This window comes from Labrys sp. E2SS-1L (genome assembly GCF_057073705.1).
Map to the genome: position 1 here is coordinate 273355 of NZ_CP172714.1, position 14256 is coordinate 287610.

Below are 14256 nucleotides of genomic sequence, written 5' to 3' on the forward strand. Positions count from 1 at the left end.
CGAAGGTGGGTTGTCGCGTAGAGGAACGAATGATGCCGCGCATTCTCGAAACCATCGTCACCACGCTCAATGCCGACGGCAGCGCCCATCTGGTGCCCTTCGGCCTGATCGAGGAAGGCGAGCACTATGTGGTCGCACCCTTCCGCCCCTCGCCGACCATCGCCAATCTGGAACGCCATCCCTTCCTTGCCGCCGCGGCCCCGGTCGACGTCAGGGTGATCGCCGGCTGTGTCACCGGGCGGCGCGGCTGGGCGACCCTCCCGTGCGAGCGGATCGAGGGCGTCAGGCTGGCCGAGGCCTTCGCCCATATGGAGCTTGCGGTCGAAGCCGTGATTCCCGACGAGGTCAGGCCCCGTTTTCGCTGCCGCGTCGTACATCGGGGTCTGCATCAGCCCTTCCTCGGCTATAATCGCGCCCAGGCGGCCGTGCTGGAAGCGGCCATCCTGTCGACGAGGTTGCACATGCTCAGCTCCGACAAGATCCGCACCGAGATGGACTACCTTCGCATCGCCATCGGCAAGACGGCCGGCGAGGCGGAGCTGGAAGCCTGGCAGTGGATCGAGGAAAAGATCCTGGCCGGGCCGACACCGGCTGGCTCATCCGGCTGAGACGCGTCCTCCGGACCCAAAACAGTTCTGTCATTCCCGGCCGAGCATAGCGAGGGGAAGAGAATCCAGGGGCTGAAAAACTCCAATTATGGCCCCGGGATCCCCTTCCCTCGCCACGATGTGGCTCGCCGGGGATGACAACGTGCTTCAGCCCCGAGCTGCATCCGAAACCCGATCGGCCGCGAGCAGTGCGAGCGACACTGCCGGCGCGCAGGAGGAGGCCCAGTAGCTCTCCGCCCCCTCGGCGCTCGGCACCAGATCGGCAAGATCGTGATAGGTGAGGCCTATGCGGGCCGCCAACGCCTGCACCACGAAGCGGCCGACGCCGCAGCCCACCACCGGCGGGCGCGCCGTGCCTTTGCGGCGCGACAGGATGCGTGCGGCGGCATCGTGCAGGCGGCGCAGTTGCAGTTCGGCGAAATGAGCCGCCAGCTCGTTCCAGACATGATCGGGCGCGTCGCCCGCGTCCTGGCCGACGACGCGTGCGAGCCTTGTCCGCGTGGAGGCGAGGCTCTTGTCGCGGCCATCGGCCGTGTCGTGCTGGTCGGCCTCCTCGGGCAAGGTGCCGAGCAGGCGATGGACATCGGCAATGGTGGCGAAATGCTCGGCGACCAGCGTGACGTCCTGCCCCTGGAAGGGCAGTCTTTCGGCGAGCGACATCAAAGGCGTGCGCACGACGCCGGCATAGACGAGTTCGCCCGATGCCAGTCTTTCAGCATCCGTGTAGCCGACGCCCGTGATCCTGCCTTCCTCGATCGGGATGAGATCGGAGGTGGTTGAGCCGATGTCGACCAGCAGGGCATTCGGCAGGCGGGAAGCAACGAAGGCCGCGGTCGCATGCCAGTTGGCCGAGGCGACATCCACTGCATGGGCAGCCGCGCGATGGGGAGGCAGGAAACCCGCCCGTCCGCCATAGATGGCGATCTCGCCCTGGCAATGCCGGGTGGCCCAGTCGGTCAGCGCCGCGACGCCGGCGGCGCGATCGTCGAACAGAGCGCTGAGCTCACCGGTCATGGTCACCGCATGGTGGCGCGCCTCGCGCGCCCAGGCCGGCAGGGCGGCGAAGGCTCCGTCGAGCACTGCAAGCCCCTGCCTGATCTGGTAGGGCTCCTGCCTCACCGCCTTGAGCCGGCCCTGTGCCACGGCGGCAACCTTGACATGCACGCCCCCGAGATCCCAGCCCAGCACCAGGTCGTTCGTGGCGAGCCCCGGATCATCATACGCAGTCGAATCCATACCGATCACTTTCACGGCCTGTTGCTTCCACCATTCAAGGCGCCGTGCCACAAAGGGGCAACGCCGCTTTCGAGTCGTCATCATGCCCGCACCGGATCGACAGGACAAAGCCCATGCCGCTCCGGGCGCAAGCCGCGGCGTCGAGATCGTGCCGGTCATCGATCTCCGCCACGGATCGGTGGTGCGGGCCAAGGCCGGAGACCGGGCTCATTACCAGCCGATCGTCACGCCGCTCAGCCCCACGGCTGATCCGGTCGACGTCGCCACCGGCCTGCTCAAGGTCGCCCCGTCCCCCCAACTCTACGTCGCCGATCTCGATGGTATCGAGGGACGCGGGCGCGATACCACAAGTCTCCGGCGTCTCGCCGCCGCCTTTCCGGCGGTACGCCTGTGGGTCGATGCCGGCATTGCCACCCGCTCGCAAGCGGAAGCCTTCCTGGAGGAAGGGCTCGGCCTTCCGGTGCTAGGCTCGGAGAGCCAGAGCGACGACAGGCTCGTGCGGGACCTGGCCGGTCAAGCCGTACTGTCGCTGGATTTTCGCGGCGACGACTATGTCGGCCCGGACGCGATCCTCGCCACGCCCTCGATCTGGCCGGAACGGGTGATCGTCATGACGCTGGGGCGCGTGGGCATGGGCAGCGGCCCTGATCTCGAAAGGCTGTCCACGCTTCGTCGGCAGGCTCCTGCCCGTTGCAGGCTGTATGCCGCCGGTGGCCTGCGGGACAAGGGCGATCTTGCCGCCCTCGCCGAAATCGGCGTGTCCGGCATTCTCGTCGCTTCTGCCCTGCATGACGGGCGCCTGTAAAAAACCAACCGGCATCATAGGTGACCCGTCATTGCGAGCACAGCGATATCGCTCACCGTGGTGCGGCCCCTCACCGTACCTCTCCCCGTAAGAACGGGGCGAGGAGACTTCGACCGAGCACTTTTGACTGAAAGCGCCTCATCTCGCGCAACCCGTTGGGCGAGATGAGAGGTTTTGGGACAAATCGCAACACTTGTGCCCCCTCGCCCCGTTCTTACGGGGAGAGGTACGGTGAGGGGCGGCTCGACCTTGCCGCCAGAGGTGAGCGGTTACGCGCAGCGAAACAACGACGATCTAGGTTTCGCCGGAGAAACTGGGTTCCTCCGGCGAAGTTTCAGCGTCCGAGAAAGATGGCAGCCAGCCGCTGAAGCAGGCCTGCAGGCATGGGCGCAGCAGGCGGCTCCTGCCCAGGGCTGTCCCCGATCTATGCGGCGAAGGGGTGCTTGACCTGCTCGCGCTTGCTGGTGGCTTCGGCCGCGCTCGGCCAGCCATTGACGGCGCGTTCGATCGCCTGCTTGGTCGCTTCGTAGTTGTATTTCTGGATCTTGGCGTCGTCGTCCGCCAGCCAGTGGATGAAGACGCCCACGCTGATGAAGATGTCGTCGGCCTCGTCGGCGGGAATGGTACCGTCGGCGACGCTGTCCTGCACCGCACGCGCCACGGCGTGCTGGGCCGGACCGAACATCTGCACCGCCTGCTTGGCGCCCTTGATCGTCACCTTGTTGAACAGCAAGGTGTTGGGCTTGCATTGCAGGTTTGGGGCGATCACCGCCAGAAGCGAGGTGAAGCCGTCCTTGTTGTTGGTGAGGGCGTTGCAGAACGCCGTCTCCGCGGCCGAGCCGCGAGGACCCATGATCAGGTCGATATGAGCGACTTCATTGCCGTCGCCGACAAGGGATTCGCCGATCAGAACCTTGTTGATCTTTGCCATATTCGATAGTCCTCCCTGCGAGAACAAAGGCCCCGATCCCTTGGAGCGGCGGCCGAGCCATCTATCCTTGTTTGCAGCGTTCGACACGGCGCCGAACCGGTTGGCCAGATAGCTTTATGAGCGTAATCGCGCATTCCGTCACCAGCAAGCATCCGTTCAGGTGCCCGCGGCCGGAAGGCGCATGATCGCGGCGGCAAACAATGTCGCCACGGTGAAGTCGGCGGAAGTTCCGGGGTTGAGATCTCCTTTCTTCAGTTCGGCATCGAATGCCAGCAAGGTTGCGAGCGAGGCCGGGCCTGGTGGACCCGCCTCGATGATTTCGGCGGCGCGCGCCCGCACGGCTTCGGCCTGCTCGCGGCCGCGGCGGCGCTCGATATGCGTATCGGCAAAACGCGACAGGAACGCCATGTGCACCGACGTGGTACACCAAGGCTCATCGAGGCCCGCCGCTTGTGCCTGCCGGAGCGCCGGCAGGCCCGTCTCGAAGACATCCTCGAAATCGGTGAGATAGGCCCGGGCAATGCGGTCGCGCGCCGCCGCCTCAGCCATCGCTTCGCGCAAGGTCACGGTCGGCGCTTCGTGGACATCGTGGCGATCGGCGCTTCCCAGCCCGCCGGGCGAAGCCAGGCGGATCGCCTCGAAAGCATCGCGCGCATCGATCCTGTCGAGTCCCGACAAGATCGAGGCAAGCGCCGCACGCAAGTCTCCCCCCGCCTCGGCGGCCGCAGCAAGCGGCGCACAAAGCAGCACGATACCCAGATTGGTGTTCCAGCCTATGGTCTCGCGCGTCGCCCGGATGGCAGCGAGGATACGAGCCCCGACGCTGGCGCCCGGTTGGCCGATCCAGGGTGCGGAGGCCACCGCGCTCGCCTCGAAATCGGCGACCTTGGTCTCGCCGATATCGGCGAAGACATGCACATTGCCGGGCTTCAGGGCCCGGAGTTCGGCGAGGCAGGCGTCCCGGTAGGCACCGGCAAGATCGAGGCTGGGGCGGTGATAGTTCATGACACGGCCACCATTGCCGGACGGTGGGCGGCGTAGACGGCCTTCAGGAAGGCACGGACGACGGCCTCGCTGATATCGACGTCGACGATGCTCTGCAGGCCGGACCAGGACGGCATGCTGTTGACCTCGAGGAGCAGGAAGCGGCCGCGATCATCCTCGATGAGGTCGACCCCGCAATAGGATACATCGACTGCCTGCGCCGCCCTCAGGGCAAGGTCCGCAGCCTCCTCCGGCATCCGCCAGGGCGATGGGCGCCCTCCCTGGTGGACATTGGTGATCCAGCCATCGCCCTCGCGCGCCATGGCTGCCACCACGCGACCGTCGCAGACGAAGACGCGATAGTCCCGCCAGCCCTCGACGTTCCGGCGCACGAAACGCTGCAGATAATAAACCCGCGCCACCTCCTCGAGTTGGGGAAGATCGTCCGGTATGCCGATCAGGCGCAGGCCCTCGCCCTGGGAGCCGAACAGGGGCTTGAGAACCAACGGCACGCCCGGCCTGGCCTCGCGCCGCACGATGTCCACCGCCGCCTCCCGGCTCGACACCACGAAGGTATCCGGCGTCGGCAGGCCGGCCCTGGCGATCAGCAGGCTGGTCATCGATTTGTCGACGCAGCGCTCGATGGCGCGGGGGTCGTTCCACACCACCACGCCCGCGGCGACCAGGGCATGCAGCACGCCGAGCCGCAGGGTGGTCGCCTCGAAGGTGCCGCCCGATATGGTGCGCAGCAGCACCCCATCCGGCAATTCTCCCTCGAAGCCGGGAATGCGCAACGGCTCGCCCCCGCCGGTGACCATGGCCACATCAGCCAGGGAAAACAGCACCGGCTCGATGCCGCAGGCGCGCAGGGCGCCAAGCAGGCGCCCGCGATGCCATTCGCCATTGTCGGCTGCGAGACCGATGCGCAATCCGCGTCCCACAGGGTGTTCGACCGGGTTCAATTCGAGATGTCCTACCAAGGGTTCCTGCGAGGTTGGGGTCCTGTGAGCTCGGCGTTCGATGCTACGAGAAGGAGGCATCCACCAGGTCCGGCATCAGATGGCCGCCGCGGAAGGTCTCGCCGTTCTCGAGTGCGGTGACGATGACCTCCGCCGGGCTGAACAGATGCGGATCGATGGCATAGAAGTCTCCCTTGAAACGGCTGAAAATCTCGGCGAAGGGCTTGCCGTGGTCGCGGGAGGTGGGACTCGGCAGGGCTTCAGCCAGCGATTTGGCGGCCTGGGCGGTGCCGGCCACGAACAGGTGGACACGCCCGCCATAGATGATCGCATCGTTGGTGCGGCCCATGGCGCGTACGAAATCCGGCGTCGGCGGCGCCAAGGGCGCCGTGCCCAAGCCATCGACGATGTCGGCAAGCGGAAAACCAAGGCTGTGCGCCTTGTGCAGCGCGACCTCGAGCACGCGGCTGACGACCTGGGTCGCCCCGGCCAGGCTCTGGGTCGGCGCATAGATGAAGGTGAGGGCTTCGGGCGCCAGCCGCGTCGCTTCCGCAACGTTGCGCACCACGGTCTCCGGTGGCGGCGAGGCGGTTTCCAGGATCAGGACGGCACTGTCGGCCTCGTCGCTGTAGCCCAGTTCCACGAAGAGAGGCTCCACCCGCGCGGCAGCGCGTCCCGGCCCCGAGCCAAGCGCGAAATAGGCCTCCTTGCCGCTTCCGGCGCGCAGGCTCCAGCCGGCATATTGGCAGCCGAGACACGCCAGGACGGGATTGGTCGTCTGCACATTGACGGAGAAGGGCCAGCGCTCCACCGGCCCCGTGGGCGCGATCGATACACGGCCGAGCCCCGCCAGGCAGATCTCAGCAACCCGGCGGCCCGCTTCGATGGAGCCGGGAACGCCGGCACCGGCATCGATGAAGCGACATCCGCCCGGGCCCGCGCTGACGGTCAGCCGCAGGCCCGCCGCATCGGCGACGAGGCTGTCGACCAACGGTCTGGCCAGGGCATTGACGCTTGGGGGCTGCAGAAAAATCGTCACGCGGGAATTCTCTCCTCTTGAACGAGACGGATGATGTCCGCACCACGCTGGTCGAGCAGACGTCGAACCTCAACAGCTTCCCCGCCTGTGGCGGCGACGGTGCAGATCGGCGCCCCGGCCTTGATCGCGCTGGCGCGCTCCGGCCGGTCCGCCACGAAAGCCGGCCATGCGATGTCGGGCACCCTGGCGACAGGCCTGTCGGCATAGACGATCATCGTGCCGGCGGCCGCCTTTGGGGGGGCCTCGAACGCGCCCAATTCGCCTCGGCTTGCACGGCAATGGCGCTCGAACAGCGGCGTCTTCCGCCGGTCGAGGCAATCGAGCGTAGCGCCCGGCCGCGGATTGATCTCCAGCAGCCACCAGCGATCTGGCGTCACCATCAGGTCGGCGCTGGCGAGGCCTCGCAACCGGGTGGCCGCCACGATCCGGCCGATCGCCATCTCAATCTCAGGATCGATCGCAAGCGGCCCGCCCGGCTCGATGGCGCCGCCATAGCGCCATGCCGCCCCCCGGCCGGGCGAAACCCATTGACGCGTGCGGGCGATCATCTGAGCCCGGTGGCCATCGGCAAGGAAGGCGACGGAAACCGGCTCCCCCTCGACCGCCCGCTGCAGATAGCTCCCGCGCACCACCCCGTTGGGGCGGGCCTTGCGGATATGACTTCCGCCCGAACCGCCGCGACGCTTGGACAGCCAGCCCGAGGACGAGGCGACCGGCTCCAGCCGGACCTGTGGGTGGCCGATGCCGAGTTCCGCCAGCAGGCGCGCAAAGCCTATCGGATTCTTCAGGCTGGCCACCGTGTCGGCACTGGCTCCGATCAGGCCGAAGCGCTCATCGATGGCCTGGATCAAGGCGGGGCTGGCTTCAAAGCCGCTGCCGAGAACGACGCCGAGAGGCGGCCCGGCACTGGCAAGCGCCAATTGGTCCAACGCGTCGAGGACGGCAAGGCCGGCGACACCCACGCCGAACCGACCCTTGACCTGGCGATAGCCCGCGGCCAGGGCTCTGGTATCGCTGTCACCGAAGAGGTCGACGACCAGCGGCCTGTACCCCGCGCGCCTGGCTGCAGCGGCAAGGCCGCGGCCCGACTGGGCGGCGATCAGGACGCTGGCGCCCTCACCCTGCGATCTCGAGGGCAAGCTTGTACGCATCGCGAAAATCCAGGCTGATCGGCTTCTCGGTTGCCAGAAGGCGACGGAACAGGCCGAGTTCGGTCTTGTATTTGACGTTTCCGATCGCAAGCGCACCGACCGCCAGCGCCTTGCCATGTCCAAAAGGCTCGCCATTGGCCATCACGCCGACGCCCTCCACCCCTGCCGGCGGGACGGCGTTGACATCGGCGGCGACCAGCAGGCCCGGCACGGACTCGAGATCGGCCGCGGAAAGGATGTTCACACCGGCGGGCCCGCTGGACAGGACGATTTCGGCACCGGCGACCGCCGCCCGGCGTGCCTCGGGCGTGCTGCCATCGGCATACCCGATATCGACGCCGAAGCGCTGCTTGATGCCGGCGGCAATGTCGCTCACTCGCTTGGTGCCGTCATGGCCCGCCAGCACGGCGTGGCTGCCCTCGAGCGCAACCAGTACGCCGGCGCAATAGGCGACGACACCGGTGCCGCCGAAGATCACGACCTTGCGGCCGGCCAGTTCGCCGCCATGCTTGTCCCTCAGCACGGCCCTGACCTTGGCGACCATGGCCGCGCCCGTGGTGAAGGAGCCGGCCGGATCGGTGAACAGATTGAGGGCGAAAGGCGGCACGAAGGCCTTCTGTGCGGCATCGAGCATGTCGAGCGCAAGGCCGCCGTTCTTGCCTCCGATGAAGATCGAGGTGCGGGCGCCATCGCCCGGCGCCCGCGAGAAGATGGCGTCCTGCACCAGCGGCCGGATTTCCTCCAACGTCACACCCGTATAAGGAATGACGACATCGAAACCGGCATCGACCGCCATGTTGACGTCGAAGGGACTCATATGCTTGAGCGGCGAGAGCATATGCAGGATCGATCGGGCCATCAGAACGCGAGCCTCCTCTTGAGCGCATGGTCACGGTTGATCCGCACCTGAGCACCCTGGTTGCGTCCGCGGACGACCTCCAGGCGAATGCCTGGCGGCAACCCGTCGGCCTTCAGTTCGGCGACCAGCCGGCGTGCCTCGCTGTCGGAACCGATAATCACGAAACCGGTGGGGCCCCAGGAACTTTGCCCGATGCCGCCAAAGCCCCGCTGCTCGCAGGCGGCCAGCACCTTGGTGACGATCGGACTGGTGAAGCGACCGCCCTGCGCCGACGCAAAGTGATCACCCACCACGCGCTGCAGCTCGGCCACGCCGGCACCGAAAGCCTCGACATCCCTGCCGGCCGCGGCCGGCAGGATGCGCATCAGGGCAAGACGGCACAGATGTGCTGCGGCCGCCTCGGGAAAGGGCGGCAACTGCCGGAAGGCGCTGACCTCGGCCTCGCCATGCAGGCCGTGGGATGAGGTGTCGAAGACCAGCAGCACCCGCCAATCCTCGGGAAAGGGCAGGCGGGCCAGAATCGGAGGCGCGCGATCATCCTCGCCGCGTCCGCCATCGAGAACCAGGCCGCCTTTTTCGAACGCGGCCAGGCCGGCGGAAGAACGATTGCCCCTGTCGAGCGCCTCTGCGGCGTCGCGCGCCTGAAAGGGTCGCCCCCGCAGTCTGGCAAGGCCCGCCGCGACCGCCAGGGCGATCTGCGTCCCAGAGCCGAGGCCGGCATGGGGCATGATGCTGCGCCGCAGCCGAAAATGGCCGCGCGGCTCGACCTGGAGATGGTGTGCCGCCGCTTCCGCATAGCGCAGTACGCGTTCGGCTTCCTCCCCCTCGGCTATCAGGCGTTCGGCATCCGATACGACGAGATCCACGGCAGGGCTGCTCACGGCCAGCCCCAAGCTGCCGAAACGGCGACCGAGACCGCCATGGAGATCGAGAAAACCGAGATGCAGGCGCGCACTCGCCCTTACCCGGATCGAAGCGGGACTTGCCAGGGAGGCGGACTCGAATCCGGGTAAGGTCGTTCCCTTCTGCTGGTACATCGGCGCGGCCTCCCCAATAGGAAAATATCATAACAAATAAACATCGTTGGCAACGCAGCGATTTCTTAGAAATAATCCATATTATTCTTATAAATTTGCCAGAGAGCATCGAGGTACTTGGCCGAACGCTGAGGTGGTTGTTAGCTATAGCGAAAATGAAAGGCAGGAGACGGCACACGGATGCGCGCCTGGATCGAAGGCCAACCGGTTGATCAGCACGAGGCCATCGCCGCTGCGGCGCGCATGCTGGGCGGGGCGCGCCTGCCCATCGTCGGCGGGCTGTCCGGCGATGTGGCGGCGGTGCGCGCAGCCTACCGGCTTGCCTTCCATATCGGCGCTGCGATCGACTGCGAGGGCTCGGATGCGCTCTATGCCGATCTCGGCGCCCTTGCCGCCCGTGGCGCGATGACCACCACCTGGGCCGAGGCGCGTGCCCGCGCCGACCGGCTGCTGGTGGTCGGGCGCCGGGTCGCCACCAACCCCTTGCTTGCCGAGCTCGTGGCGGCCCCCGCTCCCCTGGCCGGCGTAGCCGAACGCGACGTCCTCCGGCTGGAAGCGGCCCCTGACGCCCTCGCCGGGCAGCTTGCGCTGCTGCGCGCCCTCGCGGCCGGCCGACTGGCGCCAAGCCCGGAAACGGCAGAACTCAACGGCCTTGCCGGCAAGATCAAGGCCGCCCATTTCGGGGTCGCGGTCTACGATCCCCAGGAATTGGGCGAACCGGCCGTCGGCATGCTGCAGGGTCTGGTCAAGGACCTCAATGACGAGACCCGCTTCTCCAGCCTGCCGCTCGGCGTGCCCGCCGCGGCGCGGTTGGCCCTGGCGATCGGCAGCTGGACGACCGGCGATGCGCCGCGTGTCGGGCTGGGACGCGGCTATCCCGAGCACGATCCCTGGCGCTTCGACGCTCGCCGCCTGGTGGCCAGCGGGGAAGCCGATGCGGCGCTGTGGCTCTGTGCCCAGGCCCATGGCGAGACGCCGCCGGCCGGCATTCCCGCCATCGTGCTCGCCGGGCGCCCCGACGAGGCGCAGGCCGGCATCGTGATCGAGGTCGCCGTTCCGGGCGAGTCCGGTACGGCCGTCTGCTTCGACGAACGTCGCGGCACGCTCGCAACCATCGGGAGCGGCCCTTCTCCTCGAAACACCGATGCCGCCGAGATCCTCGACGCCATTCACACCGCAATCGGCGAGAAGGGACCGGGATCATGCTGACGCGCATCGCGGGCGGCCGCATCATCGATCCCGTCTCCGGTCGGGACGGCAAGGCGGATCTGTGGATCCAGGACGAGCGCATCGTCGAAAAGCCGGTGCAGGCCGTCGCAGACACGGTGATCGACGCGCGCGGCTGCGTGGTGATGGCCGGCGGTATCGACGTCCATTCCCATATCGCCGGCGGCAACGTGACCCTGGCGCGCCTGCTGCTGCCCGAACTCCATGTCAGCGAAACCGCCGGCGACCCGGCCCTGCCCTTCTCGACCGCGCGCTGGTCGGGTTTCGAGACCGGTCGCCTCTACACGCGCATGGGCTATACCACGGTGATCGAGCCGGCGCTGGCGCCGAGCGCCGCCCTGGCGACCCATCTCGAGCTCGACGACATTCCCCTGATCGATCGCGGCGCGCTCAGCGTGCTCGGCAATGACGACCAGCTGCTCTCCCTGCTCCGGCGCAAGGAAGGCGCCCAGGCGGTGCGCGACCTCACGGCCTTGACGCTGGCGACCTCGCGCGGGCTCGGGGTGAAGGTCATCAATGCCGGCGGGGCAGCGGCGTTCAAGCAGAATGTCCGCACCTTCGGGCTCGACGACGAGGTGCCGAGCTATGGCCTGACCTCGCGCCAGATCCTCACGGCCCTGCTCGATGCGACCACGGCCATCGGCGTGCCGCATCCCCTCCATGTCCATTGCAACAATCTCGGCCTGCCCGGTGCCGTCGATACGCTGATCGCGACCATCAAGGCAGCGGAGGGACGCCCCGTCCATTTCGCCCATGCCCAGTTCTACAGCTATGGCCGGCACGAGAGCGGCGGGATCGTCTCGGCCGCCGCCGAGGTCTGCGCGGCCCTGGCGGCGAACCCCAACGCAACCATCGATGTCGGCCAGGTGGTGTTCGGCCAGACCTGCACGATCTCCCTCGACATTCTCCGGCAATTCTCCAGCCGCAAGGCCGGCCGGCCACGCAAGTGGATCCTGGTCGACGGCGATGCCGAGGGTGGCGGCATCGTGCCCTATCGCTACAGACGCAACTCCGGCATCAACGCGCTGCAATTTGCCATCGGCCTCGAACTCTTCCTGCTTTCGCCGGACCCCTGGCGGGTGCTGCTGACGACCGACCATCCCAATGGCGGTCCGTTCACCGCCTATCCCCGCCTGATCCATCTGCTCATGGACAAGGCGGAACGGGATCGCACTTTGGCGAGCCTGCCGGACATCGTGCGCGAGCGCAGCGGTCTTGCCGCGATCGAGCGTGAATATACCCTGGCAGAAATCGCGATCATGACCCGCGCCGCGCCGGCACGCCTGCTGGGACTGGCCGATCGCGGCCATCTCAAGCCGGGCGCCCGCGCAGACGTGGCCATCTACCGCGAGGATGCCGACCGCACCGCCATGTTCGCCTCGGCCGAGCTGGTCCTGAAGGACGGAGCGGTCGTGCTGCGCCAGGGCGAGCCGCTGGGATGGCGAGCCGGCCGCACCCTGACCCTGGCGCCGGGCTTCGATCCGGCCATGACGCGCCATGCCGACCGGTATCTCGAGGACCGCTTCGGTGCCGGCCTGGAGAGCTTTGCCGTGCCCCAGGAGGCCTTTGGCGAAAGAGATGTTTTCGAGGTCGAGCCATGTCTGATCTGACGCCCAACTCTGATCTGACGCCCAGCTCCGACCTGATGCTCAACGGCATCGCCATCGACGATACTTTCGCCGAGGCCTTCGGCATGGCCGCGACCGCGATCGTGCTGACGGCCGATACCCCGCACTGGGCCGAGATCGCGGCCGCGAGCCTGACGGGCTTTGCCACGTCGGTGATCGGCTGCGGCGTCGAGGCCGGCATCGACCGCAGCCTCTCGCCGGAGGAGACGCCGGACGGCAGGCCGGGCCTGCGCGTCCTCCTGTTCGGCTTCGATGCCGACGGACTCGGCAAGCAGCTGGCGCGTCGTGTCGGCCAGTGTGTGCTGACCAGTCCCGGCTCGGCCTGCTATGCCGGTTCCGACGGCAAGCGGCGCCTCAAGCTAGGCGCCAATATCCGCTATTTCGGCGACGGCTATGAAACGGCCAAGCGAATCGGGGGCCATCGCTATTGGCGCGTGCCGGTGATGGATGGCGAGTTCGTCTGCGAGCACGATACCGGCCTGGTCGAGGGTGCCGTCGGTGGCGGCAATCTCCTGTTTCTAGGCCGCGACCAGGCCGGCACCCTGGCGGTGGCCGAAGCCGCGGCCCGCGCCGCAGCAGCCGTGCCCGATGCGATCCTGCCTTTTCCGGGCGGTATCGTGCGCTCCGGTTCCAAGGTCGGCGGGCGCACCAAGGGCATGATCGCCTCGACCAACGATTCCTACTGCCCGACATTGAAGGGCCGGGCCCGGTCGGCCCTGGCGCCCGAGGTCGGAGCGGTGCTCGAGATCGTCATCGACGGATTTTCGGCCGAGGCCGTGCGCGCCTCGATGAGACAGGGTCTCCACGCGGCCGTCGAAGCGGGACCGCGGCACGGTCTCCTGCGTGTCACCGCCGGCAATTACGGCGGCAAGCTCGGCAAATATCACTTTCATCTGCGCGAGTTGCTGGCATGAGCGCCCTCACTTTTCGCCTGCGCGAAGCCCCGCCCGAACGCCTCGACCTTTCGGGCCTGGTGCCGCATCGCATCGGTGCTTTGTCGCTTTCGGACATCGAAAGACTCCCGATCGGCACTTCGCGCTTCGGTGTCGTCGTGGCCGATATCTTCACGGTCGAGGACGGCAAACGCGAGGAGATCCGCTTCGAGGGCGGCTCGCCTCGGTTCGACCTCGCGGGCGCTGGGCTGGAATCCGGCCGCCTCGTGGTGGACGGCGACGTCGGCCAGCGGCTGGGCCAGGCGATGCGCGGCGGCACGATCGAGGTCACCGGGAATGCCGGTCCGTTTGCGGCCAGTGCGGCAAGGGGTGGGCTCGTCCGTATCGCCGGCCACGCGGACGAACGGGCGGGCGGCGCCATCCACGGCGCAATGCATGGCCTCGACGGCGCGACCCTCGTCATCGAGGGCGATGCGGGCGACAGGTTGGGCGAACGCATGCGGCGAGGGCTGATCCTCGTCGGCGGGCGAGCGGGCGACTATGCGGGCTCGGGCCTGATAGCCGGCACCATCATAGCCCCGGAAGTCGGTGACAATCCCGGCTATGGCATGCGACGAGGCACCATCATCGCTACCTCGCATGGCGCCCTGCTGCCGAGCTTCGTAGCAACCGGCCCGCATCGCCTCGTGGTTGGCGAATTGCTGCGCCGCGCCGTAGCACGCATCCGCCCCCAATCGGCCGAGCTCATCCCCCAGCAGGCCGAGCGCCTGGCCGGCGACCTAGCCACGCTCGGCAAGGGCGAGATCCTGATGCCCGCGGCATGAACGGGCAGGCAGCATTCCGAGGGTGCGCGGCTACCGCCTGGGAGGTAGCTCACAAGTGCAGCTTGATTGGAGCTG

14 protein-coding genes are annotated in these 14256 nt (G+C 67.5%); 6 read left to right on the forward strand and 8 right to left on the reverse strand.

Annotated features, from left to right (window positions below; translation table 11 throughout):
• The first annotated feature begins 32 nt into the window (after positions 1–32).
• The gene (locus ACIGJE_RS34155; RefSeq protein ID WP_415084229.1) at positions 33–608 is read left to right on the forward strand and encodes a DUF447 domain-containing protein; all 576 of its coding nucleotides are present in this window, start codon (positions 33–35) and stop codon (positions 606–608) included.
• 147 nt (positions 609–755) lie between these two features.
• Here ACIGJE_RS34155 and ACIGJE_RS34160 read toward each other — a convergent pair whose 3' ends face one another.
• A complete protein-coding gene (locus tag ACIGJE_RS34160; protein ID WP_415084155.1) occupies positions 756–1844 on the reverse strand; it encodes a hydantoinase/oxoprolinase family protein in 1089 nt (362 codons plus the stop codon).
• Positions 1845–1926: 82 nt separating this feature from the next.
• Between ACIGJE_RS34160 and ACIGJE_RS34165 the strand changes: the two genes are divergently transcribed.
• Positions 1927–2649 carry a HisA/HisF-related TIM barrel protein gene (locus ACIGJE_RS34165; protein ID WP_311940536.1) on the forward strand — a complete coding sequence of 241 codons (723 nt, stop codon included), beginning with the start codon at positions 1927–1929 and terminating at the stop codon, positions 2647–2649.
• Positions 2650–3073: 424 nt separating this feature from the next.
• Here the strand turns inward: ACIGJE_RS34165 and fae are convergent, their stop codons facing one another.
• The 7 genes from fae to ACIGJE_RS34200 all read right to left on the reverse strand — a co-directional run bounded on the left by fae (position 3074) and on the right by ACIGJE_RS34200 (position 9609).
• The gene (gene fae, locus ACIGJE_RS34170) at positions 3074–3580 is read right to left on the reverse strand and encodes a formaldehyde-activating enzyme (protein WP_311940534.1); all 507 of its coding nucleotides are present in this window, start codon (positions 3578–3580) and stop codon (positions 3074–3076) included.
• Positions 3581–3736: 156 nt separating this feature from the next.
• Complete coding sequence (locus ACIGJE_RS34175) at positions 3737–4585, reverse strand: triphosphoribosyl-dephospho-CoA synthase (RefSeq protein ID WP_415084152.1); 849 nt, start codon at positions 4583–4585, stop codon at positions 3737–3739.
• Entirely contained in the window at positions 4582–5493 is a 912-nt protein-coding gene (locus ACIGJE_RS34180; RefSeq protein ID WP_483681769.1) for an ATP-grasp domain-containing protein, read from the reverse strand. Before ACIGJE_RS34180 ends, ACIGJE_RS34175 begins: the two co-directional genes overlap by 4 nt.
• 94 nt (positions 5494–5587) lie before the next feature.
• Entirely contained in the window at positions 5588–6562 is a 975-nt protein-coding gene (gene mch / locus ACIGJE_RS34185) for a methenyltetrahydromethanopterin cyclohydrolase (RefSeq protein ID WP_311940530.1), read from the reverse strand.
• A complete protein-coding gene (locus tag ACIGJE_RS34190) occupies positions 6559–7713 on the reverse strand; it encodes an ATP-grasp domain-containing protein (RefSeq protein WP_483681751.1) in 1155 nt (384 codons plus the stop codon). The genes mch and ACIGJE_RS34190 overlap by 4 nt, the downstream gene beginning before the upstream one ends.
• Positions 7679–8572: an NAD(P)-dependent methylenetetrahydromethanopterin dehydrogenase gene (locus ACIGJE_RS34195; protein ID WP_483681753.1), complete on the reverse strand. Its 894-nt coding sequence runs from the start codon at positions 8570–8572 to the stop codon at positions 7679–7681. Before ACIGJE_RS34195 ends, ACIGJE_RS34190 begins: the two co-directional genes overlap by 35 nt.
• Complete coding sequence (locus ACIGJE_RS34200) at positions 8572–9609, reverse strand: beta-ribofuranosylaminobenzene 5'-phosphate synthase family protein (protein ID WP_367624938.1); 1038 nt, start codon at positions 9607–9609, stop codon at positions 8572–8574. Before ACIGJE_RS34200 ends, ACIGJE_RS34195 begins: the two co-directional genes overlap by 1 nt.
• Before the next feature lie 180 nt (positions 9610–9789).
• On the opposite strand from ACIGJE_RS34200, the gene ACIGJE_RS34205 reads away from it, so the two are divergent.
• Genes ACIGJE_RS34205 through ACIGJE_RS34220 form a run of 4 tightly spaced genes read left to right on the forward strand, consistent with a single transcriptional unit; the run spans position 9790 to position 14181 of the window.
• Entirely contained in the window at positions 9790–10818 is a 1029-nt protein-coding gene (locus tag ACIGJE_RS34205; RefSeq protein ID WP_483681755.1) for a formyltransferase, read from the forward strand.
• A complete protein-coding gene (locus ACIGJE_RS34210) occupies positions 10812–12446 on the forward strand; it encodes a formylmethanofuran dehydrogenase subunit A (protein ID WP_415084144.1) in 1635 nt (544 codons plus the stop codon). The genes ACIGJE_RS34205 and ACIGJE_RS34210 overlap by 7 nt, the downstream gene beginning before the upstream one ends.
• Positions 12434–13378, forward strand: coding sequence for a formylmethanofuran--tetrahydromethanopterin N-formyltransferase (gene fhcD, locus ACIGJE_RS34215; RefSeq protein WP_311940520.1), 945 nt, complete (start codon positions 12434–12436; stop codon positions 13376–13378). Before ACIGJE_RS34210 ends, fhcD begins: the two co-directional genes overlap by 13 nt.
• Positions 13375–14181, forward strand: coding sequence for a formylmethanofuran dehydrogenase subunit C (locus ACIGJE_RS34220; RefSeq protein WP_415084142.1), 807 nt, complete (start codon positions 13375–13377; stop codon positions 14179–14181). The genes fhcD and ACIGJE_RS34220 overlap by 4 nt, the downstream gene beginning before the upstream one ends.
• Positions 14182–14256 lie beyond the last annotated feature (75 nt).